The sequence below is a fragment of the Agrobacterium sp. OT33 genome, assembly GCF_017313365.1.
GTDB classification, from domain to species: domain Bacteria; phylum Pseudomonadota; class Alphaproteobacteria; order Rhizobiales; family Rhizobiaceae; genus Agrobacterium; species Agrobacterium rhizogenes_A.
Genome location: NZ_JAFLMZ010000001.1, coordinates 346,229 through 371,236 on the forward strand (window position 1 = coordinate 346,229; position 25,008 = coordinate 371,236).

General features: G+C 58.8%; 26 protein-coding genes, 1 tRNA gene and 1 pseudogene. 19 read left to right on the top strand and 9 right to left on the bottom strand.

The features are described 5' to 3' along the window. Positions 1–156 precede the first annotated feature (156 nt). The 7 genes from JZX88_RS01685 to motA all read right to left on the bottom strand — a co-directional run bounded on the left by JZX88_RS01685 (position 157) and on the right by motA (position 6,933). Positions 157–1,473 carry a flagellin gene (locus JZX88_RS01685; RefSeq protein ID WP_206912349.1) on the bottom strand — a complete coding sequence of 439 codons (1,317 nt, stop codon included), beginning with the start codon at positions 1,471–1,473 and terminating at the stop codon, positions 157–159. 305 nt (positions 1,474–1,778) lie between these two features. Continuing rightward, entirely contained in the window at positions 1,779–2,216 is a 438-nt protein-coding gene (locus tag JZX88_RS01690) for a hypothetical protein (RefSeq protein WP_065114852.1), read from the bottom strand. A gap of 5 nt (positions 2,217–2,221) precedes the next feature. Then, complete coding sequence (flhB, locus tag JZX88_RS01695) at positions 2,222–3,304, bottom strand: flagellar biosynthesis protein FlhB (RefSeq protein WP_065114851.1); 1,083 nt, start codon at positions 3,302–3,304, stop codon at positions 2,222–2,224. A 124-nt stretch (positions 3,305–3,428) separates the two neighbouring features. Further along, positions 3,429–4,472, bottom strand: a complete 1,044-nt coding sequence (gene fliG / locus JZX88_RS01700; RefSeq protein WP_065114850.1) for a flagellar motor switch protein FliG — start codon at positions 4,470–4,472, stop codon at positions 3,429–3,431. A gap of 27 nt (positions 4,473–4,499) precedes the next feature. Continuing rightward, a complete protein-coding gene (gene fliN, locus JZX88_RS01705) occupies positions 4,500–5,039 on the bottom strand; it encodes a flagellar motor switch protein FliN (RefSeq protein WP_065114849.1) in 540 nt (179 codons plus the stop codon). Positions 5,040–5,104: 65 nt separating this feature from the next. Continuing rightward, entirely contained in the window at positions 5,105–6,064 is a 960-nt protein-coding gene (locus JZX88_RS01710; RefSeq protein ID WP_206912351.1) for a FliM/FliN family flagellar motor switch protein, read from the bottom strand. Further along, complete coding sequence (gene motA, locus JZX88_RS01715) at positions 6,061–6,933, bottom strand: flagellar motor stator protein MotA (protein ID WP_004432509.1); 873 nt, start codon at positions 6,931–6,933, stop codon at positions 6,061–6,063. The genes JZX88_RS01710 and motA overlap by 4 nt, the downstream gene beginning before the upstream one ends. Before the next feature lie 185 nt (positions 6,934–7,118). Here motA and JZX88_RS01720 point away from each other — a divergent pair, with 185 nt between their 5' ends. Genes JZX88_RS01720 through JZX88_RS01735 form a run of 4 tightly spaced genes read left to right on the top strand, consistent with a single transcriptional unit; the run spans position 7,119 to position 10,616 of the window. Then, entirely contained in the window at positions 7,119–7,898 is a 780-nt protein-coding gene (locus JZX88_RS01720) for a DUF1217 domain-containing protein (protein WP_110755502.1), read from the top strand. Between the two features lies 1 nt (position 7,899). Continuing rightward, a complete protein-coding gene (gene flgF, locus JZX88_RS01725) occupies positions 7,900–8,634 on the top strand; it encodes a flagellar basal-body rod protein FlgF (protein WP_065114846.1) in 735 nt (244 codons plus the stop codon). An 11-nt stretch (positions 8,635–8,645) separates the two neighbouring features. After that, positions 8,646–10,052: a flagellar protein export ATPase FliI gene (fliI, locus tag JZX88_RS01730; RefSeq protein ID WP_065114845.1), complete on the top strand. Its 1,407-nt coding sequence runs from the start codon at positions 8,646–8,648 to the stop codon at positions 10,050–10,052. 3 nt (positions 10,053–10,055) lie between these two features. Further along, complete coding sequence (locus JZX88_RS01735; RefSeq protein WP_065114844.1) at positions 10,056–10,616, top strand: hypothetical protein; 561 nt, start codon at positions 10,056–10,058, stop codon at positions 10,614–10,616. Positions 10,617–10,739: 123 nt separating this feature from the next. On the opposite strand, the gene JZX88_RS01740 is transcribed toward JZX88_RS01735, so the two are convergent. Beyond that, on the bottom strand, positions 10,740–11,390 hold the full coding sequence (locus JZX88_RS01740; protein WP_065114843.1) for a LysE family translocator: 651 nt from the start codon (positions 11,388–11,390) through the stop codon (positions 10,740–10,742). A gap of 309 nt (positions 11,391–11,699) precedes the next feature. Between JZX88_RS01740 and flgB the strand changes: the two genes are divergently transcribed. From flgB to JZX88_RS01805, 13 genes and pseudogenes are all read left to right on the top strand, one after another. Next, the gene (gene flgB, locus JZX88_RS01745) at positions 11,700–12,092 is read left to right on the top strand and encodes a flagellar basal body rod protein FlgB (RefSeq protein WP_065114842.1); all 393 of its coding nucleotides are present in this window, start codon (positions 11,700–11,702) and stop codon (positions 12,090–12,092) included. A gap of 3 nt (positions 12,093–12,095) precedes the next feature. Further along, positions 12,096–12,515 carry a flagellar basal body rod protein FlgC gene (gene flgC / locus JZX88_RS01750; RefSeq protein ID WP_065114841.1) on the top strand — a complete coding sequence of 140 codons (420 nt, stop codon included), beginning with the start codon at positions 12,096–12,098 and terminating at the stop codon, positions 12,513–12,515. Beyond that, on the top strand, positions 12,512–12,847 hold the full coding sequence (locus JZX88_RS01755) for a flagellar hook-basal body complex protein FliE (RefSeq protein WP_065114840.1): 336 nt from the start codon (positions 12,512–12,514) through the stop codon (positions 12,845–12,847). The genes flgC and JZX88_RS01755 overlap by 4 nt, the downstream gene beginning before the upstream one ends. Before the next feature lie 18 nt (positions 12,848–12,865). After that, positions 12,866–13,654, top strand: a complete 789-nt coding sequence (flgG, locus tag JZX88_RS01760) for a flagellar basal-body rod protein FlgG (protein WP_065114839.1) — start codon at positions 12,866–12,868, stop codon at positions 13,652–13,654. A gap of 20 nt (positions 13,655–13,674) precedes the next feature. Next, complete coding sequence (gene flgA, locus JZX88_RS01765) at positions 13,675–14,163, top strand: flagellar basal body P-ring formation chaperone FlgA (RefSeq protein WP_065114838.1); 489 nt, start codon at positions 13,675–13,677, stop codon at positions 14,161–14,163. Between the two features lie 62 nt (positions 14,164–14,225). Next, positions 14,226–15,281: pseudogene (locus JZX88_RS01770) on the top strand (flagellar basal body P-ring protein FlgI); the annotation flags it as partial. After that, complete coding sequence (locus JZX88_RS01775) at positions 15,278–15,814, top strand: MotE family protein (protein WP_065114836.1); 537 nt, start codon at positions 15,278–15,280, stop codon at positions 15,812–15,814. The pseudogene JZX88_RS01770 and the gene JZX88_RS01775, both read left to right, overlap by 4 nt. Continuing rightward, a complete protein-coding gene (flgH, locus tag JZX88_RS01780) occupies positions 15,811–16,530 on the top strand; it encodes a flagellar basal body L-ring protein FlgH (RefSeq protein ID WP_046800576.1) in 720 nt (239 codons plus the stop codon). Before JZX88_RS01775 ends, flgH begins: the two co-directional genes overlap by 4 nt. 27 nt (positions 16,531–16,557) lie before the next feature. Continuing rightward, positions 16,558–17,061, top strand: coding sequence for a flagellar basal body-associated FliL family protein (locus tag JZX88_RS01785; protein WP_206912356.1), 504 nt, complete (start codon positions 16,558–16,560; stop codon positions 17,059–17,061). Further along, positions 17,058–17,795 (top strand): flagellar type III secretion system pore protein FliP, encoded by a 738-nt coding sequence (gene fliP, locus JZX88_RS01790; protein WP_110755509.1) that lies wholly within the window; start codon positions 17,058–17,060, stop codon positions 17,793–17,795. The genes JZX88_RS01785 and fliP overlap by 4 nt, the downstream gene beginning before the upstream one ends. 372 nt (positions 17,796–18,167) lie before the next feature. Then, complete coding sequence (locus tag JZX88_RS01795) at positions 18,168–19,169, top strand: flagellin (protein WP_110755511.1); 1,002 nt, start codon at positions 18,168–18,170, stop codon at positions 19,167–19,169. A gap of 589 nt (positions 19,170–19,758) precedes the next feature. After that, positions 19,759–21,090 (top strand): flagellin, encoded by a 1,332-nt coding sequence (locus JZX88_RS01800; protein WP_110755513.1) that lies wholly within the window; start codon positions 19,759–19,761, stop codon positions 21,088–21,090. 260 nt (positions 21,091–21,350) lie between these two features. Next, positions 21,351–22,685 carry a flagellin gene (locus JZX88_RS01805; protein WP_206912357.1) on the top strand — a complete coding sequence of 445 codons (1,335 nt, stop codon included), beginning with the start codon at positions 21,351–21,353 and terminating at the stop codon, positions 22,683–22,685. 201 nt (positions 22,686–22,886) lie between these two features. On the opposite strand, the gene JZX88_RS01810 is transcribed toward JZX88_RS01805, so the two are convergent. After that, positions 22,887–22,961, bottom strand: a tRNA-Thr gene (locus tag JZX88_RS01810). 155 nt (positions 22,962–23,116) lie between these two features. Here JZX88_RS01810 and JZX88_RS01815 point away from each other — a divergent pair. Together JZX88_RS01815 and murA are read left to right on the top strand one after the other, a co-directional pair. Beyond that, positions 23,117–23,383: a hypothetical protein gene (locus JZX88_RS01815; protein WP_206912359.1), complete on the top strand. Its 267-nt coding sequence runs from the start codon at positions 23,117–23,119 to the stop codon at positions 23,381–23,383. A 102-nt stretch (positions 23,384–23,485) separates the two neighbouring features. Next, positions 23,486–24,778 (top strand): UDP-N-acetylglucosamine 1-carboxyvinyltransferase, encoded by a 1,293-nt coding sequence (gene murA, locus JZX88_RS01820; protein WP_065114831.1) that lies wholly within the window; start codon positions 23,486–23,488, stop codon positions 24,776–24,778. Positions 24,779–25,008: the final 230 nt, after the last annotated feature.

Below are 25,008 nucleotides of genomic sequence, written 5' to 3' on the forward strand. Positions count from 1 at the left end.
CTGTCCGTCTCTTCCATGATGTCCAGAAGGATCACGCCATGCGATCCACCCGATATTGCCCCGACGTTAGGTGTTCAAACTTGTGCGAGGATGAAGGCGGCCTGTTCCGGAAGCCCACGCCACGTCTTCGCACCTGCCCACGCCGGGCCAAAGCCGTTACTTGAAGAGCTGGAGGATATTTTCCGCATTGGCGTTGGCGATGGAGAGCGACTGGATGCCGAGCTGCTGCTGCGTCTGCAGCGCCTTCAGCCTGGTCGATTCCTCGTTCATATCCGCATCGACGAGACGGCCGATACCCTTGTCGATCACGTCCATCAGGCTCGATACGAAGTTTTCCTGCATGTCGATACGGCTCTGCAGCGAACCCAGACTGGAAGCCGCGCTGGTCATCGCTTCAAGCTGCCCATCGACGAAGGACATCATCGCGTCCAGCACATCGGCTTCGGTATATTGCTCTCCCGTCATCGTTCCCATTTTCTGGGCGAGATCGGTGAGCTTGTTGATGTCGAGCGTCGACACGGAGATTCCGAGCTTGCGGTCGTCAGGGTCGATTGCCGAGGAGACGTCGTAGTACCAGTTTGTGTTCGGCGACGTCGTCGTTACGACGGGTGTGGTGCTGTCCGTGGTCGGAGCCGCGGCATCTGCCGGATCGGTGGAGGTGAGCTTTACCCAAACACCATCGCTGATCTTCAAATAGCCTTCCGTATTGGCAGCATTGGTGTAGATGCCGGTTGCCTTGACGGTAAACCCGCTCAATGCCGCCACTTCGCTGTCCTTCAGCGTCGTGACCACATAATCCTTGTCGGTAACGGTGGGGACGGCAGGCAACGCAGGCGTATCCGTCGTGCGCATCGTCACGATCGTTTCGTTCTTGCGAAGGAAGCGGGCCTCGGTATCGAGAATACCGAACTTGCCGCCGCTCAGATCGAACAGAACCGTGCTCGAATCGAGCGAATAGTCGACCGTCGTCACACCCACCGCGCCAGCGGCGGTACGGGTAAACGATGCAACGATCTTCTTGATGGTCGGCTCTTCGGCGGCCGGCGTCTTGCCATCGCCGATTTTTGCCTGAAGCCAGTTTTCACCGGAGAAGGACGCCGATTCGGAAATGCTTTTCAGCTGATCCTGAAGCTGCTTGATTTCTTCCTGGATCTTCGACCGGTTGCTTCCCACACCATAGGCGGCAACCAGCTTCGCCTTCAGGGACTCGACGGTCTCAATAGCGCTTTCGATGGCTTCGAAAGCCGTGTCGACCTTGGCGGCGCCGAGGCCCAGGGCATCCTGCACGGCCGAAAGCGCCGTATTGTCGGAGCGCATGGTCGTGGAGATGGACCAATAAGCCGCGTTGTCCGCTGCCGTCTCGACACGGTAGCCGGAGGAGACACGCGCCTGCGTCGTCTCAAGGCTCTTGTCGATCATGCGCAAGGTCTGCAGCGCGGCCATTGCCGCCGCATTGGTCATAATGCTGGTCATGGGTTCCACCCAATTCAAAATGTAAGAAAAAATCCGGCGCTGCGCCGAAAACGAGCAGAGGCATCATGCGCATCGGCGGTGGTTGAAACGGGCCACCGCGACCTGCCGTTCGTTAACAAATCGTTAATTCGATAGGTACCAAACAACAACGCTGATTTGCAAGGCGTTCCTCGCTTTCGCAGAAGGGTTTTGCGCAAAGCGGCAGGCTTCAGGCAAGGTCGGGCGAAAAAGCACCGCAACGGAGCCGCTGCGCCGGCGGTTCCAGCAGGCGCAACGGGTAAAAGTGACATATCCGGCAGTGCGGTTCAGGCCGCCTCGCCCTGACGGGTCGGAACGAATCGGGCCGCCATCAGGCTTTTGCGGAGAAACTCGGTATTCTCGTCGGGGTTTTCCGAAGGGTTCTGAAACGAGACATGATTGATCTCGACCGCCGCATGTTCATTGGCCAAGACCAATTGTGCATAGACCGTGGCGCCCTTCGGTTTGATCTCGAGATCGAGGATGATCTCCGGCGCGCCTTCCCATTCCAGTTTGTATTCGCCACCAGCACCGAAATTGATCGTGCCGGGATGATAATAAAGTTCCGCGGCCGAGGAGACGAGGTCGGCAATACTGCCGTAGCACTCGAATCTGAGCAGCGAAATCAGGTCGGCCGGGTCTAGCAGTCGGAGTTCGGTGGCGATCGGGTTGATCGCCTCTGCGACGATCATTTCCCGCTGTTCAGAATAGGCGGATTTTTTCATTGGTTTTATTGAACCCGTATTTTCGATGACTTCATGGCGTAAACCCGATGAACGAGCTCAGCCACGGCCTTATAAAAGGCTGGTGGAATCACACTATCGATCGAGACTTGCGCAAACATGGAGCGCGCGAGTGGCGGGTCTTCAAAAACGGGGATATTGTTTTCTTCCGCAATCTCGCGGATTTTCAATGCGATAAGGTCCTGGCCCTTGGCAACGACGATCGGCGCGTCGCTTTCTTCACGCACATAACGCAGCGCCACCGCAAAGTGTGTCGGGTTGGCGATGACAAGCGTCGCGCGCGGCACATTGTTGATCATGCGGCGGCGGGCACGATCGCGAGCGATCGACCGCTGGCGGGATTTGACCACCGGATCGCCCTGCGACTGCTTATATTCTTCCTTGACCTCATGCTTCGTCATTTTCAGCTGGGTGAACCAGTGATGGCGCGTCCACAAAAGGTCGACGGCGGCGAGCAGAGCGGTCGAAAGCAGGATCACGACCATCATCTTTTTGACGATCTCGACGACCCGGACGAAAATCACCTGCGGATCGGAGAACATCAGGTCGATGAGACTGTAGAAATCGCCACGCAGCGAAAAGAACATGATGGTCGAGACGATCAGTATCTTGAACAGCGACTTGCCGAATTCCACGAAACCCTGCTTGCTGTAGATGCGCGTAAACCCCTTTGCGGGCGAAACACGCGACCATTGCGGACGCACCCTTTCAAGCACGGGCGATGGCAGGTTCTGGAAAAACGACGAGGCGAGGCCGAAAACGATGAACATGATCATGGCCGGCATGAGCAGATAGGCCATCGAGGTGCCGAGAAAATAAAGCAGTGACAGGGCATCCGGCCGGGTGCCGAGATTCCATTGTTCGGGCTGGCCGAACAGATCCTTCAGCGTCTCGCCGATTCGACCGGCTCCATCGGGAAGGAAGAAAACGAGGTAACAATAAAAGGCGAGTGACGAAGCAAAGATCGGCACTTCGCGGGAAAAGGGAAGATTACCCTTCTCGGCCGCATCGCGGAGTTTTTTCTCCGTCGGGGCTTCTGTTTTACTGTCCTTGTCCTGATCGTCTGCCAAGGCACGTTCCCGGAATAAAAAAGGCCCGCCGATCCCGGCAGGCCGTCATCCCGAAACTAGCGCCCGGAGCCGGCCATCGCAATGGCGGGCCCTGACTGCAAGGCGGTTATCAACCGGCTTCCGCTCAAGCGGCGGCCGATTGTTCGTCCGCCCCGGCTTCCTTCAGCTGTATCTGGCCGGAATTGGCCAGACGGATCGCTTCCTGGGCCACCGCGCGGCGGGCAATCGCCACTTCGCGGGTGTTGATGGATGCCTGCGGTACGGCGAGATCCGACTCGATCATGCGGCGCTGGCGCGGGCTGATGCTGGACAGCACACATTCCTTGATTTCCATCGTGGCGCCGCGCAGCGCCATGGTCAGAACGTCGGCCGAAACATCGTTGAGCAGCATGACGCGGCTGCGCTGCGGCATGAACATGAGGTCGTCGAAGAGGAATATCTTCGGCTTGACCTTGTTTGCGGCTTCCTTGCTGAGCGTCTCCAGCGAGCTGAGCAGCGTGTCGACCTGCGGCTTTTCCAGTTCGTTCATCAGATCGGCAACCTTCGTGGAACCGCCGGCGTTGCGCTCGGCCTCGATCTCGTTGATCAGATTGACCACACGCTTCTCGATGATCTGGGCGGCCGTCGGGCTCACTTCCTTCATATTCACCGTGCGGTTCATGATATCGGCGCGCTGTTCTTCGGGAATGGTCAGAAGCACCTTGGCACCAAAGGACGAGGGCAGCATTGAGAGAATATACGCAATGGTCTGGGGATGTTCGCGCAGCAGGAACTTGCCGACAAATTCCGGCTCCGCTTCCTGCAGGCGATCCCAGATCGATGCCTCATAGGCCTGGAAGGCGGTGCGACGGCCAAGAAGGCTGTCCACCTCTTCAGGGGTCAGGCCTTCTTCGAGAATGCTCTCAATTGCCTTGGCATTATCCATGAGACCCGTGCCTTCGGTGAACAGGTCTTCAAACTCCGCCACGATCTGCGCGAGTTCATCGGGAGGAATGACGCGCAGGGTCTGGGCCGAGGAAATGATCATCTGCAATTCGTGCTGCGTGAAAAATTTCAGCAGCTTGCCGGCAACGCCCTTGCCCATGGCAAGAAGCACCGCGGCCGCCTTGTCGGCCTGAGACAACGGCTTGCCCGCAAGGGGGTTACCGAAATCCTCGAAGTCCATCATGGTCTTTCCTCTCCGTCCCCACAGGGATCAGGCTTTTCTCGTACTCATTACTTCAATCAATTTTACGCCGAAGCGCGTATCGTCGTCTTCAAGTACCGTTATCTCACCGCGCGCAATACGGCGGCCATTCACCATGATCTCGACCGGCTCGCCGATCTTGCGGTCGAGCGCGATCGTCGCACCCTCTTCGAGGCCCATCAGGCCCGAGACCAGCATTCTGCTCGTGCCGAGAACGATCTGGACATCGATCGGGATATCCATGATCAGTTCCATGTTCTCGGACAGTCCGCTGCCGAGCGGCGCCTTCAGGCCCGCGACCTGCGGGGCGGCCGCGAAATCATCCATCGCAAAATCCGCCGCTCCGCCACCGAAGGCGGAAAGGTCGCTGTCGGTGGATGCGTCGTCCGTGCTTGCGAAATCGCCGAAGTCGCCAAAATCGGAGAGCGAGCCTTCCGCATCCGTCTTGAGGACGCCACGCAGATCGCCGATAGCCTGGTCGAGGTCGCCGCCGTCTTCAAACGACGGCAACGCTGCGTCATCGGTCACAGGTGTTTTCTTCGTAGCCATGCGCTGATTATTCCCTTTGAAACTTGCGTCAGCCTGCCCAAAACCCCAAAAGGGCGGGCAGGATTTTAACCCATCAAATGTCGCAAAATCTCGTCGTCCGTGCTGACATTGTTCTTCACCCGAACCATGTAGCGCTCTCCGGACTTGCCGAATTCGCAATTATAAAGCTTGGAGCCGTTGGCGCTGACCTCGACGCCGATATCGTCCTGCTTCAGGTCCTGAAACGGGATGACGTCACCGGCCACCAGTCTGGAAATCGTCCGCAAGGTCAGCGTTTCGAGCTTGATGCGCGCCTCGAGCGTGACCTGCGATCTCTTCACCTGCTGCGAGATCATTTCCATCCACTCTTCCTGCTTCTTCAGCGCCTGGGCCGAAGCTTTCGGGGCGACGATGGAGGTCTTGAGCAGGGGCCGCTGCGGCACGATGAGAGCGAACTCGGACGAGACCCTGCCGATATCGATCTTCATGCGGATGGTCACGCCGTAAACGCCGGCGATCATCTCGTCGAAGGCACTTCTGCCATTGGCATTGAATGGCGGGTCGATCGTCGCCTCGAAACCGCCCGGCGCGTTCACCCCCGAGCGCAACACGCCCGCGATGCGGCCGAGAACCATGGCCGCAAGGTCGAGCTCGATATGGGACAGGCGGCGTTCGTCCGGCTCACCGATGGTGTCAGGTGCAGCACCCAGCATACGCTCCATCAGCGCGATGACGAAGCCGTTGCCGACCGCCATCATGAAATTGGAGCACCAGTTGCGCAGCGAACAATCGGCAACCGCAACATTGTGCCCGACATTGGCGATGAGATCGGTCATCAGCCCCGATTCGGAGCCGACATATTCGACGTCAATCGCAATGCCGGTCTCGCTGTGGAAGATATCAGGCAGGAATTCGCTGTAGAGATGACCGATATCCGAGCCGATCTTCGCAATCGTCCTGCGGTCGGAGAGCCCTCCGGTCAGCTTCGCGAGCAAGGCGGTGTCGATGGCCGGGGCTTTATGCGCTGCAGCTTTTGCCATGATCATGCCGCCTTGTTTTCGCCGCCGGGATTCATCATCTCCTGCTCGACGGCGTCGATGGACGGCCGTTCATAGTTGGAGATGGTCTTGCGGCCATATTCAAGCGCGACCTGCGGCACCGAGCCGTTCATGTAGGCGATCAGCGTCTGCTTGACGATGATGTAGAGGCGATGCTGCTTGGTGCGGACGATCTTGACCTGCGACGCGAGCGGGTTGCAGATCGAATAGGACAGGATGATGCCGAGCATGGTGCCGACGAGTGCGGCCCCGATCAGGCCGCCCAGCACCTCCGGCGATTCGTTGATCTTGCCCATGGCCTTGATGACGCCGAGAACCGCCGCGACGATACCGATGGCGGGGAAGGAATCGCCCATGGTGGTGATCGCGTGATAGGGCTTCAGCTTGTCATTGAGGATGGTCTCGATTTCCTCATCCATCAGCGCCTCGATTTCGTGGCTGCGGGCATTGCCGATGATGATGAGGCGGACATAGTCACAGATGAACGAGGTCAGTTCCTTGTTCTTAAGTACCGAGGGCGCGCTCTGGAAGATCGAGGATTCTTCCGGATTGTCGATATGGGCCTCGATCTCGTTGCGCGATTTCGTGCGCAGATCGCGCATCAGCGAATAAAGCACGCCGAGCACGTCGAGATAGTTGCGCTCCTTCGGGACCGAATGCTTGAAGGCCTCGCCGAGCGCCTTGCCCGAATCCTTCACGACCTTCATGGGGTTCGCCATGATGAAGCCGCCGAGACCGGCGCCGCCGATGATCATCAATTCGAACGGCTGAATCAGCACGTCCAGATGACCGCCCATCGCCATATAGCCGCCGATGATGCAGCCGAAGGTGATTATAAGTCCAATTACAATATTCATTGATCGACCACGCCCGAACAGTGTTCCATGCCGCCATGTCTAGAAAATGTGGCTTGCGTGAACCTGTCCGCCAGCCCGCTTTTCAGCTCTTCCGGCAACCAGTTTCGCACAAGCAAGCCACGGCACTATGCCGGCAAAGGCGGACGTGCGCCTTGAGATCGGGATCAAACGAGAGCGGCGGTTCAGTGACTTCCACCTATACCAGCTACAGACTGATCAGTCAGGATATCGGCAAATCGCTTGAGCGGGTGTCGAAGCAGCCCGATGTGGCGCGCGAAACCGAATATTACCGCGCGAAGATCGGTGAGGTGAAATCCATCGACGACTTCATGGCCGATACGCGTCTTTACAATTACGCGCTGAAGGCCCACGGGCTCGAGGACATGGCCTATGCGAAGGCCTTTATCCGCAAGGTGCTGACGGAAGGCACCACGGACAAGGACGCTTTCGCCAACAAGCTTTCCGACAGCCGCTATGCGGATTTCGCGAAGTCGCTGGATTTCGCCAGCCTCGGCGCGGCGGCGACCGCAACCGAGGCCGCCCAGGCCGGCATTGTCGACAAATACACCCGCCAGACGCTGGAACAGGAAGCCGGCGACGACAATAATGGCGTCCGGCTCGCCCTTTATTTCGAGCGCAAGGCATCCACCATCACGTCCGGTCTCGATTTCCTGGCGGATGATGCGCTCGCGCAGGTGTTTCGCACGGCCTACAACCTGCCTGACGAATTTGCCGCGGCCAATGTCGAAAAACAGGCGGCACTCATCGAAAAAACCATCAACATCAAGGATCTGCAGGATCCTGAGAAGGTCGGAAAGCTGCTCGAGCGTTTCACCATCATGTGGGAAATGCAAAATCCATCGACGACCTATGATCCCCTGGCCGTTTTCGGCTCCTCCAGCGGCTACGGCATCTCCCCCGATCTGCTGATCTCCATCAACTCCCTGAAACTCGGAGGCAAATGATATGCAATCCGGACTATACGTCGCCCTTTCCTCGCAGATCGCGTTGGAGCGTCGTCTCACCACCATTTCCGACAATATGGCGAATGTGAACACGGTCGGCTTCCGCGGCTCCGAAGTGAAATTCGACGAAATGGTCGCCAAGAACCACAATGACATGAATGCCCGGGTGGCCTTCGTCTCACAGGGCAACGACTATCTCTCCACCCGCCAGGGCGCTTTCGAGCAGACCGGCAATTCCTTCGATTTCGCCATCAAGGGCGATGCCTGGTTCTCGCTGGATACGCCGGACGGCCAGATATTGACCCGCGACGGCCGTTTCACCATGCGCCCGGATGGCGCGCTCATCTCTTCGAGCGGTTATCCCGTCCTCGACGCCGGCGGCGGTCCGATCCAGCTCAATCCGAATGGCGGCCCGATAACCGTTGGTCTCGACGGTGCGATCAGGCAGAACGAAAACATCGTCGCTACCCTCGGCATCTTCCAGGCGGATTTCTCGCAAGGCTTCCTGCGCCATCCCAACAGCGGTGTGAAGCCCGTGGCGCAGCCGGTTCCGGTCGTCAACAATCATGAGGTCGGCGTCGTTCAGGGTTATCTCGAACAGTCGAACGTCAACGGCATTTCCCAGATGACGCAGCTCATCCAGGTCAACCGGGCCTTCGAGAGCATTTCCTCGCTGATGCGCGACACCGAATCGACCTTCGGTGAAGGCATCAAGACGCTTGGCGGCGCGCGTTGAGGAACTGAGTGATGACAATGCCGGAATCCATGCTCTCGGCCGACGCCATTTCACCGAAGCTCGCGCAGCTGGCGAGCCTTGCCGGGCATTATGCCGATCCGGAATTTTCGGTGGCGCCGGGCGGGCACGTGCGCACCATTGCCGCCGGACACTATACGGTCTCCGGCCTTTCGCGGCACGTCAGGCTTGGTGAATTCGTCGCCCATCGCAGCGCGACCGGCATCCATCTCGGTGAAGTTGTGCGTGTCGAACCCGATATCTGCTATGTTTGCCCGATCGAGCCGGGCGAACCGATCGGCATCCACGACACCGTCATTCGCAAGGGCGCTTTCCGTGTCGCGCCCGATGACAGCTGGTGCGGACGTACCATCAACGCCCTTGGCGAACCCATCGACGGTCAGGGCCCGCTTGCCTCCGGCACCGAGCGCCGTTCGATCTCCAACAATGCGCCGCCGTCAATGACGCGCAAGCGGGTGGAGACGCCTTTCAAGACCGGCGTGCGGGCAATCGATATCTTCTCGCCCTTGTGCCTCGGGCAGCGTCTTGGCATTTTTGCCGGCTCCGGTGTGGGCAAATCCACGCTGCTGTCGATGCTCGCCAAGGCCGACGCCTTCGACAAGGTGGTGATCGCGCTGGTCGGCGAACGCGGACGCGAAGTGCGCGAATTCATCGAAGACACGATGGGCGAAAACATGAGCAAGTCCATCGCCGTTGTCGCCACCAGCGATGAAAGCCCAATGCTGCGCAAGATGGCGCCGCTTTCCGCGGTCACCATTGCCGAACATTTTCGCGATCAGGGCGACAATGTTCTTCTCATCATCGACAGCGTGACGCGCTTTGCCCATGCGATCCGCGAAGTGGCCGTCGCCTCGGGCGAGCCGCCGGTGGCACGCGGCTATCCGGCCTCGGTCTTCACCGAACTGCCGCGCCTTCTGGAGCGGGCGGGTCCCGGCGCGGAAGGCACCGGCACCATCACCGCCATCGTCTCCATTCTGGTGGACGGCGACAATCACAACGATCCGATTGCCGATTCGACGCGTGGCATTCTCGATGGCCATATCGTGCTCGACCGCAGCCTTGCCGAAGAGGGCCGTTATCCGCCGATCAATCCGCTTGCCTCCATCTCTCGTCTCGCCAAGAAGGCGTGGACGCCGGATCAGGAAAAGCTGGTCTCGCGCCTGAAGGCGCTGGTGCATCGTTTCGAGGAAACACGCGATCTGCGCCTCATCGGCGGTTATCGGCCCGGCACCGATCCCGATCTCGACATGGCGGTAAAGCAGGTCCCGATCATTTATGAAACGCTGAAACAGCTTCCGAGCGAACCGGCAGCGCAGGACGCCTATGCCGATCTGGCAACCGCGTTGCGCGGTGGTGTGCCGAACAATCAGCCGCAGGTGAACCCGAGAATGAGAGGCTGACCCGTGAAAAAGAAACAGATCGACAATGGCGCTGTCGAAGACACCCGGTCGCAGCCTCCCTTCTTCACGCCCGACCGTATTCTGGCATGGACAGGTATAGGGCTTGCCGCGGCTGCCGCCTTTTTTCCCTGGTATGTGTTCTTCAACGAGGACAAGTTCGGCATGAAGGTTGCCGGCGGCGACCGCACCCGCGATCTGCCCCATACCGGCCCGAGGGAAGTCTTCAGCGTCTCGCCCATGGCCATGACCAACCGCAACAAGGAAGACATGCCGCCGGCCGAAATGCCCGACATGCTGACCACGGCGACAGTCAACGCCAGCGGCAAGGAAAAGCAGAACAATCTGGCAGCCGGGCTTGAAGACCAGCCTTTCCCGGGCCAGACCTCTTTCCGTCTGCTGCATGTTTCCAACGGCCGCGCGCTGATCGAGGACGGATCGGGCATGTATATGGTGCGGGTCGGCTCCACATTGCCTGACAATGCGCAGCTGACGAAGATCGAGCAGCGTAACGGCGAATGGCTGATCGAGACCTCTTCCGGCAAGACCTATTATCCGGAAAAGTAGTCAGACCGACCTCGGGCCTGAGGTCATCATCGAATTTCGCTGAAAACTCGGCATACGAAAAGTGGCGCCCCCCAGGGCCGGATCCGGGGGGGGCCGCAAACGTCTCAAACGACGTCAGGCGATCTACTTCTTCTGATTGCCCGCAAAAGCGGCCGTCAGGCCAAGGCCGATGTAAACGAAGCCGCTAACCCAGCGTTCGGCCTTCAGATAGGCGGGACTGCGCTTCAGCCAGTTGCCGGCCGTACCGGCAGCAAGTGCATAGGTGCAATCCGTCAGAACACCAATCACCGTGTAGAGAATTCCGAGAAAGGCGATCTGCATTGCCATATGGCCACGATCGACCTCAACGAACTGCGGCAGGAAAGCCAGAAAGAACAATGCGGTCTTCGGATTGAGGAGATTGACGATGAAGCCCTCACGAAAGATGCGCATGCCGCTTCGCTTCGGTAAACCGCCCTCGACGTCGGGAATGTCCGACGACCCGAGGAGCTTCTTGAGGCCAAGCCAGATCAGGTAGGCCGCGCCCGCATATTTCACCACGCTGAAGGCAAGCGCTGACGATGCCAAAAGCGCCGAGAGCCCAACAGCGGCGGCGACGACGTGAACAAGTGTGGCGGTATGAATGCCAAGGATTGAAACGAGGCCGGCAGAACGGCCCTGCTCGACCGAGCGCGCAAAGATGTAAAGGACTGCCGGGCCCGGCACAAGAAGCAGCACCAGCGTGGCGCTGACGAACAGGCCGAGATTGGCTGCGCTGGGAATTACCAAATCCATGATTGCTCTCCTCCATTTCCCTCTACCGTAGCGATAGCACCGGACTGTCTCCAAGGCGAGATATAAAGCTGCTTCAGCAAGCACCTCGCCCCATGCCTGTGAGTTTCCACCCTGGGCCGGCATGACCTCGGAATTTAAGCGTTCACCCCAGGGGCTTCGGGTGCGGTGTCGATTGAGGCTTCCCTTTTTTGGTTTCCGGCAGGCCATTTTTCCTCCCGCTTCCTGCCCTTGCCATCGCCTTCGTCCCTCTTCGCAAGTCTGACGCAAGATTAGCCCCGTAGGTTCGGGCCATACGAGATGGAGAAGTCTATGCAACCGATTCAACTGTTCGATCTGGCATCCCGCCAAGCGGAATGGCTGAGCGTGCGGCAGGAAGTCGTGGCGACCAACATCGCCAACGCCAACACACCCAAGTTCCACGCCAAGGATGTCAGCCCCTTCGAAGCGGTCATGCAGGCCACCAGCCAGCAGGTTGGCATGGCGAAGACCCATCCCGCCCATTTCGGCGCGAGCGCCCTCAGCGAAAATATCGCGGTGCGCGACAACCCGGTCAACAACGAGATCGGCATGCAGGAGTCGGGCAATTCGGTCGCGCTTGCGGAAGAAATGACCAAGACCGGCGAGATCAAGCGGCAGTACGACCTGAACGCCAATCTCGTCAAATCCTTCCATCGCATGATGCTGATGACGGTTAAGAGGTAAGCCATGGATCCCTTGAGTGCGGCGAGCAAGATCGCCGGCAGCGGCCTGGAAGTGCAGTCCACCCGGCTGCGCATCGTCTCCGAAAACATCGCCAACGCCCGATCGACCGGCGATACGCCCGGCGCCGATCCCTATCGCCGCAAGACCGTCACTTTCGGTTCGGAACTCGACCGCGTCAGCGGTGTGGAGCGCGTGACGGTGAAGAAACTCGGCGTCGACCGTGGTGATTTCATCAATGAATACGACCCCGGCAACCCGGCCGCCGATAGCAACGGCATGGTGAAGATGCCGAACGTCAACATCCTGATCGAAATGGCCGACATGCGCGAAGCAAACCGCAGCTACGACGCCAATCTTCAGGTCATCCGCCAGACACGCGACCTCGTCGCCTCCACCATCGACCTTCTGAAGGCATCGCAATGATCGACGGTATCAAGCAAGTCAGTTCCCTCTCGCTCACCCGCGGCGCAAGCGGCATTTCCTCTCTGACGGAAAGCGTTTTTGGCAGTGAGCAGACAACGCCTGCCCAGCAGACGGGCGCAAGTTTCGCCAGCGTTCTCGGCAACATGTCCGTCGATGCGATGAACAGCCTGAAAAAAGCGGAAGTGGCATCTTTCGAAGGCATTCAGGGCAAGGCGAACACGCGTGAAGTGGTCGATGCCGTGCTTTCGGCCGAGCAGTCGCTGCAGACCGCCATCGCGCTGCGCGACAAGATCGTGTCGGCCTATCTCGACATTACCAAGATGCAGATCTAGCCCAGCAGGAATATTGACATGAGAGCTCTTGCCATCGCTGCCACCGGTATGGACGCCCAGCAGACCAATCTGGAAGTCATCGCCAACAACATCGCCAATATCAACACCACCGGCTACAAGCGCGCGCGTGCGGAGTTCACCGACCTTCTCTACCAGACCGAGCGCATGCAGGGCGTGCCGAACCGCGCCAACCAGGCGATCGTGCCGGAAGGCGCCAATATCGGCCTCGGCGTGCAGACGTCGGCCGTGCGTAACATCCATACCCAGGGCAACCTGATCGAGACCGGCAACAAGCTGGACGTCGCGATCATCGGACAGGGCTGGTTCCAGATCGAGGCGGCTGACGGTTCGACCCTCTACAGCCGCGCCGGCGCCTTCAACAAGAATGCCGACGGCAATCTGGTGACGGTGGATGGTTACAATGTCATCCCCAACATCAATATCCCGACCGATGCGCAGGACATCACCATTACCCGCACGGGTCAGGTGACGGCCCGCATCGGCAATGCCGCGGACTTTACCGAGCTTGGCCAGCTGACCATCGCCAACTTCGCCAACGAAGCGGGCCTCAAGCCGCTCGGCGACAATCTCTTCGCCCAGACGCCGGCTTCCGGCGACGCGGTGATCGGTGTGCCCGATGATCCGAGCTACGGCTACATCAAGCAGTCCTACCTCGAAGGCTCGAACGTCGACGCCGTCAAGGAAATCACCGACCTGATCACGGCGCAGCGCGCCTATGAGATGAATTCCAAGGTCATCACCACCGCTGACGAAATGGCTTCGATTGTCAGCAAGAACCTGAAGTAAGAACGGAAAGGCAGGCGAACATGAGGTTTGGCCGGAAACATAGCAGCAGCAGAACGGCACTCGTCCGTATATGCCTTGCGTCTGCCTTTTCACTGGGCGTCCTGACGCCCGCTCTTGCCCAGGCGCCGATGGCGCTGGTTCCCACCCGCACCATCTATCCGGGCGAGACGATCACGCCCGAACAGGTCAAGCCGGTGGAAGTGACCAATCCCAATATTTCCTCAGGTTATGCGAGCGATATCAGCGAAGTCGAAGGCATGATCTCCAAGCAGACGCTGCTTCCCGGACGCACGATACCCATTGCGGCACTGCGCGAACCCTCGCTGGTGGTCCGCGGCACCAATGTCAAACTGGTCTTCACCATCGGCAACATGACGCTGATGGCGTCGGGAACGCCGATGACCGACGGTTCGCTCGGCGAGGTGGTCCGCGTGCGCAACATCGATTCCGGCGTCATCGTCAACGGCACGGTCATGAAGGACGGAACCATTCAGGTGATGGCGAAATGAGATTGCTTCATATCATAGCAGCGGCCATCCTGTTTTCGGCGCAGCCTTTCCTTTCCGTCTCCGCAGCCCATGCCGATACGTCCCGCATCAAGGACATCGCATCGCTGCAGGCGGGGCGTGACAACCAGCTGATCGGCTACGGCCTCGTGGTCGGCCTGCAGGGCACGGGCGACAGCCTGCGTTCCTCGCCGTTTACCGAACAATCCATGCGCGCCATGCTGCAGAACCTCGGCATCACCACGCAGGGCGGCCAGTCGAACGCCAAGAACATCGCGGCTGTCATGGTGACGGCCAACCTGCCGCCGTTTGCCAGCCCCGGCAGCCGTGTCGACGTGACGGTCAGCTCGCTCGGCGATGCCACGTCGCTGCGCGGCGGTACCCTCATCATGACCTCGCTTTCCGGTGCGGACGGGCAGATCTATGCGGTCGCGCAGGGTGCGCTGATCGTCAACGGCTTTTCAGCGCAGGGCGACGCGGCAACGCTGACGCAGGGCGTGACCACCTCGGCACGCGTGCCGAACGGTGCGATCATCGAGCGTGAGCTGCCGTCAAAGTTCAAGGATTCGGTCAATCTGGTCCTTCAACTGCGCAATCCGGACTTTTCGACCGCGGTGCGCGTCGCCGACGTCGTCAATGCCTTTGCCCGCGCCCGTTATGGCGACCCGATCGCCGAACCGCGCGATTCGCAGGAAATCGCGGTGCAGAAGCCCCGCACCGCGGATCTGACCCGGCTGATGGCGGAAATCGAGAACCTGACGGTGGAAACGGATACGCCCGCCAAGGTCGTGATCAATGAGCGCACCGGCACCATCGTCATCGGCGCGGATGTGCGTATTTCCCGCGTCGCCGTCAGCTACGGCACGCTGACCGTGCAGGTGACGGAATCGCCGCAGGTCATCCAGCCGGCTCCCTTCTCGCGCGGCCAGACGGCCGTACAGCCACAGACCGACATCATGGCCATGCAGGAAGGCAGCAAGGTCGCCATCGTCGAAGGGCCTGACCTTCGTACGCTGGTTGCCGGTCTCAACAGCATCGGGCTCAAGGCGGACGGCATCATCGCCATTCTGCAAGGCATCAAATCCGCCGGTGCCCTTCAGGCGGAGCTCGTGCTGCAATGATGGAACATCAGATCAAAAATCCGCTTTCGAATGGCCTCGTCCGCTTCGCGGCCGTCGCCTCGCTGCTGTTCCTGCTGCCCGCGGCCGGTGCCGAGAGCCAGCAGAACGTGGTCTCCGAACTCAGCACGCAGGATGAAATCCAGAAATTCTGCACCAACATTGCCGATGCCGCCCGCGACCAGCGGTACCTGATGCAGAAGCAGGAGCTTGAAAAGCTTCAGGCCGACGTCAACGAGCGCATCTCCGTGCTGGAGGACCGCAAGGCGGAATATGAGGACTGGCTGGCGCGCCGCGAACATTTCCTCGCCCAGGCGAAAGCCAATCTCGTCGATGTCTACAAGACGATGAAGCCGGATGCCGCCGCACCCCAGCTCGAGAAGATGCATGTGGAGATTGCGGCCGCCATCATCATGCAGCTGCCGCCGCGCCAATCCGGCCTCATCCTCAGCGAGATGGATGCGCAGAAAGCCGCCACTGTCGCCGGCATCATGTCGCAGGCAACCGACAAAAACACTTCGAAGGATCCTTCATGAGCACGCGTCGTCTCCCGGCCCTCCTCCTGCCGCTCGCTCTCCTGGCAGGCTGCCAGAACAACCAGACCCTGAAGGAAATCGGCAACGCACCCGCGATGAGCCCGATCGGCAGCGGTCTGCAGTTCAGCCAGACGCCGCAGATGGGCATGTATCCCAAGCAGCCGAAGCACATGGCGAGCGGCTATTCGCTGTGGAGCGACAGCCAGGGCGCCTTGTTCAAGGATCTGCGCGCGCTGAATATCGGCGACATCCTGACCGTCAACATCCAGATCAACGACAAGGCCGATTTCGACAACGAGACCGAGCGCAACCGCACCAATTCCAGCGGTCTGAACTGGAAGGCCAAGGCGGAAATCTTCGGCTGGACGCCGGAGGCGGACTCCAACATCAAATACGGATCCGATACCGACACCCAGGCCAAGGGCAAGACCAAGCGTTCCGAAAAGCTGACGCTGATGGTGGCCGCCGTGGTAACCGGCATTCTGGAAAACGGCAACCTCATCATCAGCGGTTCGCAGGAAGTGCGCGTCAACCATGAAATCCGCATCCTCAATGTCGGCGGTATCGTCAGGCCGCAGGATGTCGATGCGCAGAACATGATTTCCTATGAGCGTATCGCCGAGGCCCGCATCTCCTACGGCGGTCGTGGCCGCCTGACGGAAGTGCAGCAGCCCCCGGTCGGTCAGCAGGTCGTCGACCTGTTCTCGCCGCTCTGACGCCGGTTTGCGGGAGCGGGACTGACCATGGAAAACGAACAGGCTGAGAGCAAGAAAAAGTCCTCCCCGGTGGTCATGACCATCGCCGGGGTTGTGATCCTGACGCTGCTCGGTGCGGGCGGCGGCTGGCTGGTGGGCGGCATGATCGCCCCGAAAATCGCCGGCGCGGAAGCCGCAGCGCACGCACCGGCCGCTTCGGGTGAAAAGGGCAAGGCCGCCGAGGGCATCGAGAAAATCTCGGCCGAAGCGAACGGCATCGTCCAGCTCGATCCCATCACCACCAACCTCGCCTACCCTTCAACCAACTGGGTGCGGCTGGAAGTGGCGCTGATGTTCAAGGGGCCGGTGGAAGTCGGGCTGGCGGAGGATATCCATCAGGATATCCTGGCCTATGTGCGCACCGTTTCCCTTCAGCAGCTGGAAGGGCCGCGCGGCTTTCAATATCTTAAGGATGACATTCAGGAACGAGTTGACCTGCGCTCGCAAGGGCGCGTATCCAAGGTCATGTTCCGGACCTTTGTCATCGAATGATTCGATTTCTTGTAACCATTGCCGTCCTCCTCGCCTTGCCGGGCCTTGCCAACGCCCAGCAATTTCCGTCCGATCTGTTCAACACGCAGATAGACGGATCCGTCGCGGCATGGATCATCCGCACCTTCGGCCTTCTGACGGTCCTCTCCGTCGCGCCGGGCATCCTGATCATGGTCACGAGCTTTCCGCGCTTCGTGATCGCCTTTTCGATCCTGCGCTCCGGCATGGGGCTCGCATCGACACCCTCCAACATGATCCTGCTGTCGATGGCGATGTTCATGACCTTCTACGTCATGTCGCCCACCTTCGACAAAGCCTGGACCGACGGCGTGCAGCCGCTGCTGCAGAACCAGATCAACGAACAGCAGGCCATTCAGCGCATCGCCGAACCGTTCCGCACCTTCATGAACGCCAACACGCGTGACAAGGATCTGAAGCTCTTCGTGGATATTGCCCGCGAGCGCGGACAGGAAGTGATGACCGACAATGTCGTTGACTACCGCGTGCTCGTTCCGGCCTTCATGCTGTCGGAAATCCGGCGCGGTTTCGAGATCGGTTTCCTCATCATCCTGCCATTCCTCGTCATCGATCTGATCGTTGCCACCATCACCATGGCCATGGGCATGATGATGCTGCCTCCCACCTCCATTTCCCTGCCGTTCAAGATCCTGTTTTTCGTACTGATCGACGGCTGGAACCTGCTCGTCGGCAGCCTCGTCAGATCGTTCAACTGACGGGCATCCGTGCCGCATTGACACGCATTAACCCTGTTTCTTAACCCCGCAGCCCCACGGCCGCGGGGTTTTGTCGTTTTAATGCTTTGCTTACCATTTTTGCTAGCAGCTGAATAACTATAATTTTAAATTAAAAACTTACCATTCATGAAAACCAACCAGTAACCATAAGTATTTTCTAGTATTTCTTAATTCTCAAATTAATAATTGTGCAATTTTTGGCTGCGAAATTCTCTCCACACGCAGCGGGTTTGGTTTCCAGAAACAAGTAGTTCTGAACCGAGTGGCATGAAGCCGAAACGTTGTGACCGGTAATACACAGTCCGGAATGTCCCCAATTCCAGTATCTCGTAAAAACAAGGGACAAATACTATGGCAAGCATTCTCACCAACGCCTCCTCCATGGCTGCTCTCCAGACGCTGCGTTCGATCGGTAGCAACATGGAAACGACGCAAGCCCGGATTTCGTCGGGCCTGAAGGTAGGCTCCGCTTCCGATAACGCCGCTTACTGGTCCATCGCGACCACCATGCGTTCGGATGCTTCGGCACTCTCCACCGTTTCCGACGCGCTCGGCATTGGCGCAGCCAAGGTCGACACCGCCTATTCCGGCATGGAAGCGACGATCAAGGTCGTTCAGGAAATCAAGGACAAGCTGATCCTTGCCCAGGACCCGACCGCCGACAAGAACAAGATCCAGAAGGAAATCGGCCAGCTCCAGAAGCAGCTGACCTCCATTGCCGACTCCGCGACCTTCAACGGTGAAAACTGGCTGAAGACGAAAGTCACCAACGATGGCGCTGCATTGACAGCTGACGCCGACATAGCAAATCTGAAAAAGCAGGTTGTCGCGTCCTTCACCCGTGACTCCGCTGGCGCCGTCAAGGTCCAGCGTGTTGACCTGCAGCTCAGCGGCACAAACGTTCTCATTGACACCGGCCTTACAACGGACGGCAAACTGAGCGCTGGTATTCTCGACTCTGCTGCAAAGGCTGATGTCGCAAAGACCTCGATCATGACGCTCGATATCTCCACGCTGGCTGGATACAAGAACGACACGACAGGTCTCGTGGCCGCTAACGCGACAGACAACGACGTGCTTGACGCTCTCATCAGCCACGTCGACAAGCAGCTTGAAACCCTCAACAGCGCCGCTGCTGATCTGGGTTCGGTCTCCAACCGCATCTCGATGCAGGAAGACTTCGTCTCCAAGCTGACGTCGACCATGGAAAAGGGTATCGGCCGTCTGGTCGACGCCGACATGAACGAAGAGTCCACCCGCCTCAAGGCTCTGCAGACACAGCAGCAGCTGGCAATTCAGGCTCTGTCGATCGCCAACAGCGACTCGCAGAACATCCTGTCGCTCTTCCGTTAATCGGACCAGAGATCACAAGAAACGAGCCGCGCCCGAAAGGGCGCGGTTTCGCGTTTACGGCATGGCCCGGGGATTGAAAGATTTCATTTACCATCCCTGCTTTCAAAGCATTTACCACGATTTGAGCGAAGAGCCGGGTACCTTCCGAAATTAGGAAATTGGAAAGCACCGGCTGTCAGGTTTCTCGCACGGACAAGCGGATAGCCGCAGGCCGGAATGATATAAACGCAGGATTACGAGCGGGGGCTGACCGTCTTGTAACCGCGTAAAATGGCAGACGCGAAGGAGGCTGACCCGAGCGTATTGCCTGTTGATAAAAGCCGCATCCGGAAACGGATGCGGCTTTATTGTTTTTTAAGCATTCTCGGCTACGCGCGCGCACGCGCAAAGATTGCAAAATAAAATCTCAGCGTGTGTGTTTTTTCATGCTCCTTAGGTCTTCGTTAACCATATGGCGGTTAGCTAGTGCCATCGAAACGGTGAGCTAACCATTAAAAATCAGCCGGTTAGCAGGCATGATGCTGTGCGCCGTTCCCGGTGAGACCGGAATGTCCCTTCTTTAATCAGCCATTCAAGGGGCAATTTTATTATGACGAGCATTCTTACCAACATTGCAGCCATGTCTGCTCTCCAGACCCTGCGCACCATCGGCCAGAACATGGAATCCACGCAGGATCGCGTGTCCTCCGGCCTCCGCGTCGGCGAAGCTTCTGATAACGCTGCCTACTGGTCGATCGCAACGACCATGCGTTCGGACAATTCGGCCCTTTCCGCTGTTCAGGACGCCCTGGGCCTCGGCGCCGCCAAGATTGATACTGCCTATTCCGGTATGGAATCGTCTATCGACGTCGTAAAGCAGATCAAGGACAAGCTGGTTGCGGCTCGCGAGCCTGGCGTCGACAAGTCGAAAATCCAGGAAGAAATCACCCAGCTTCAGGACCAGCTGAAGTCGATCTCCAGCTCTTCGTCTTTCTCTGGTGAAAACTGGCTGCAGGCAAAGATCAGCGACGGCGCAGGCACGCTGACCGACGTTACGAAGCAGGTTGTCGGCTCTTTCATCCGCGACGCTGGCGGTAATGTCTCGGTCAAGACGATCAACGTCGCCCTCAGCAACGGTACGGTTCTGTTCGATACGTCTTCGGGCGCAGCCAAGGACAAGCAGGGTATCCTCGATTCCTTCGCTTACTATTCCACGACCGGCAACTACAAGTCGTTCGACATCACGACGACCGTCACAGCGACAGGCGCAAAGACCGAAAAACCCGTTGCAGCTACCATCTACACCGAAGCGCAGCTGGCCGCTCTCGCACCGGCAACCGCCGGCACTCCGGTCGCGATCGACTACACGACAACACCAGGCCTCGCTACCGTTACCTTGGGTTCCGGCACGGAGCAGAACGGTACCTACCTCAAGATCGGTGAGAACCAGTACGTTAAGGTGGTCACCACAGATCCGGCAGCAACTGGCTCGACCACTTCCGAAGTCGGCACCATCGGCTCGACGAAGTATTACCTCGAGACGACCGCTGCAAATATCGATGCACCGACGCAGCTGACCTACTCCCTGACGTCGCTCGACATCACCAAGGATCTGAAGGGTTCGTTCACCAACGCTGACGGCACCGCGCTGTCGGAAAACCAGTATCTCGATGCCATGATTTCCTTCGTCGACAAGCAGCTCCAGAGCATGACGTCGGCAGCCGCCGATCTCGGTTCTGTCAAGATGCGTGTCGAACTGCAGGAAAACTTCGTCAACAAGCTGACCGACTCGCTCGACAGCGGTATCGGCCGTCTGGTCGACGCCGAGATGAACGAAGAATCGACCCGCCTCAAGGCTCTTCAGACCCAGCAGCAGCTTGCTGTTCAGGCCCTGTCGATTGCCAACAACGACTCGCAGAGCATTCTCTCGCTCTTCCGCTAATCACAAGCGACATCATTCACATCGGAAAGCCGCGCCTCAGGCGCGGCTTTTTTCGTCATGGTTAAGAAAAATTATCGTTCCTTAATTTTTTCCTTTGCCGGTTTAGGCTTTGTTAACCATTCGCCGCCTAAAACCTAGTCATCGAAACGATTGGTTAACCAAGACGAAAAAGAGGTTAACAGGCATCAAGCCGCTCGATCGTTCCCGGTGACAATCCGGAATGTCCCTTCTCATTTCAGCCAATCAAGGGGCAAATTATTATGACCAGCATTTTGACGAACGTCGCGGCCATGGCCGCCCTGCAGACCCTTCGCGCCATCGGCAGCAACATGGAAGAAACGCAGTCGCGTGTTTCCTCCGGCATGCGCGTCAAGACCGCATCCGACAATGCCGCATATTGGTCCATCGCAACCACCATGCGTTCCGACAATGGCGCCCTCTCCGCCGTTCAGGATGCCCTCGGCCTCGGCGCAGCCAAGGTCGACACCGCCTACTCCGCCATGGAAACCACCGTCGATGTCGTCAAGGAAATCAGCAAGAAGCTGGTTGCCGCCCGCGAAGCCGGCGTTGACAAGGCCAAGATACAGGAAGAAATCCGCCAGCTTCAGGACCAGCTGAAAAGCATCGGCGAATCCGCCTCCTTCTCCGGTGAAAACTGGCTGAAGGGCAAGATCAGCGACGCCTCCGGCAACCTGACACCCGTCACCAAGCAGATCGTCGGCTCCTTCATCCGCGATGGCGCGGGCAATGTCGCCGTCAAGACCATCAATATTCAGGTCGACAACAAGACCGCGCTTTTCGACACGACAACCGGCGCAACGAAAAACGGCATTCTCGACAGCGCCGCCTATTACTCAGACACCGGCGTTCTGCGCGATTTCGAGATCACGACGACGACGGCTGCGGGTGTTTCGACAACCACTCCCTATACCGCGAAAGTCTTTACTGAATCCCAGCTTCTGGGTTTCCCGTCAGGTACGACGACCACGATCACTCCGGACGCGGCAACCGGTCTCGTTACCGTTGCTGCGGCGAGCACCACACGAAACAACGGCACCTACTTCAAGATCGGTGAAAACGAGGCTGGCGAAGCACTTTACGTGAAAGCCAACAATACGACGCCAACGCCTACAGGCACCACAGTGACATCGATCGGCACCGGTGGCTCGTCCAACAACAATATCTATCTCGAAACCGTCGCAGCAGACTCGCAGATGGCGCAGAAACTCGATTACTCGCTGATCGATCTCGACATCACCAAGGACCTCAGCGGGCTGACGGACGCCAACGGCCAGCCGCTGACGGAGAATGACGGCCTTGATAACATGATCCAGTTCGTCAACACGCAGCTGGAATCGCTTATCAGCGCCAGCGCCGATCTCGGCTCGATCAAGATGCGCCTCGACCTGCAGGAAGACTTCGTCTCCAAGCTGACCGACTCCATCGACAAGGGCATCGGCCGCCTCGTCGACGCGGATATGAACGAGGAATCCACCAAGCTCAAGGCGCTCCAGACGCAGCAGCAGCTGGCCATCCAGTCGCTCTCCATCGCCAATACCAGCTCCGAAAATATCCTGTCGCTATTCCGCCAGTAAGCGGCGCCCGTTGGCTACGGGCGGTTTCGTCCCGCTCTGGCAGCAACAGAATATTCGGATACGGAAACCGCGCTTCGCAGGAAGCGTGGTTTTCCCGTTTGCAGGGACCTGCTCGGACTGTGTGGCAAAACATGCAGATTGCGTCGCGCAAAACAGATGCGGCAACGGCCGGTGCGGAAATATCTGATTTGACGGGGAAAATGGTGCTGCTAGAGAGATTTGAACTCTCGGCCTCTCCCTTACCAAGGGAGTGCTCTACCCCTGAGCTATAGCAGCATCCGGTGCCGAAGCGTTTGCTTCAGCATCAAGCGTGGCGGCCTATTGCCATAGGTTTTTGACGAGCGCAAGTCGCAAAACGATATTCTTGATCAAGTGGAGCAAAAAAGCGTGCCCCCTGTTGAAAAATACATTTTTCGGATATTGCTGAATTTATGAACGAACATCATGACAAACAGGCAAAGCTGGCGGTTGGCGCTGATGCCGCCGCGAAACCGTCGGCCTTGACGGCGGCAGGCAACCAGCAGGCTGGCCCGGGCGAAAAGGCGCGCGAGCGTGAGGCAGAGCGCAAGGCGCGCGCGGCGAAAAAGCTTCGTGAGAATCTTTTGAAGCGCAAACAGCAGCTTCGCGCACGCCGCGCCGGCGATGCTGACGAGACGATCGGCCTGCCTGCCGCAAAAACGGACGAATCATCCTCATAGAGAATTCATCAGCATAAAATTGAAACGCCGCGGAAATTCGTCTAAGGACGCGCCTTCCGCAAGGCACGATAAAGAAAGGCGGGCACAGGCCCGTAGGGACGCATGGATCGCATCAGAATCACGGGTGGTAACAAGCTCAACGGCATCATACCCATCTCCGGCGCAAAAAACGCCGCCCTGCCGTTGATGATCGCATCGCTTCTGACCAGCGACACGCTGACGCTCGAAAACGTGCCGCACCTGGCTGACGTGGAGCAGCTCATCCGTATTCTCGGCAATCACGGCGTCGATATTTCCGTCAACGGCCGCCGCGAAAGCCAGGGCGAAGCCTATTCCCGTACCGTGCACTTCACCTGCCGCACCATTGTCGATACCACCGCTCCTTACGAGCTGGTATCCAAGATGCGCGCAAGCTTCTGGGTCATCGGCCCGCTTCTGGCGCGTGAAGGCCGTGCCCGTGTTTCCCTGCCCGGCGGATGCGCCATCGGCACACGTCCGGTCGACCTGTTCATCGAGGGCCTCGAGGCACTCGGCGCGACGATGGAGATCGATGGCGGTTACATCAACGCCAGCGCCCCGAAGGGCGGCCTCATCGGCGCGGTTTACACCTTCCCCAAAGTGTCCGTCGGCGCGACGCATGTGATGCTGATGGCCGCCAGCCTTGCCCGCGGCACAACCGTCATCCACAACGCCGCCCGCGAGCCGGAAGTGGTCGATCTGGCCCAGTGCCTGACAGCCATGGGCGCGAAGATCGAAGGTGCGGGCACCTCCACCATCACCATCGAGGGCGTCACCTCGCTTTCCGGCGCACGCCACCGGGTTCTGCCGGACCGTATCGAAACCGGCACCTATGCCATGGCGGTTGCCATGGCCGGCGGTGACGTGGTGCTGGAAGGCACGCGCGCATCGCTGCTGGACAATGCACTCGATACGCTGCGGCTTGCCGGTGCCACGATCAGCGAGACCGAGACCGGCCTTCGGGTGGTGCGCAACGGCAATGGCATCCAGCCGGTCGATATCGTCACAGAACCCTTCCCCGGCTTCCCGACCGACCTGCAGGCACAGTTCATGGCCCTGATGACCCGGTCGCAGGGCGTTTCGCACATTACCGAAACCATCTTCGAGAACCGCTTCATGCACGTGCAGGAACTGGCGCGCCTCGGCGCGAAGATTTCGCTCTCCGGCCAGATGGCCCGCATCGAAGGCGTTTCCCGCCTGAAGGGCGCACCTGTGATGGCGACCGACCTGCGCGCTTCCGTGTCACTGGTCATTGCCGGCCTCGTGGCAGAAGGCGAGACCATGGTTTCGCGGGTCTATCACCTCGATCGCGGTTTCGAACGTCTTGAAGAAAAGCTCACCCGCTGCGGCGCTCTGGTCGAACGCGTCAGCGACTGATACCGACTGAAAAATCCACCCGGCTGTCAGCGCAACCGGGTGGATTTCATGACAATCGACGCGAGGCGGCGAAGGGAGAATTCCTCGTGAAACCATTTGCCACGCCGCACATCGAAACCGCCACGCCATGCAAGGACGACGTCTCCGTCCTGTCGATCACGCAGGCGACGGCCGCGACATTTTCCGGTCTCTTTATCAGGCTGACCTTCCTCTGCTTTATCCGCGCAGGC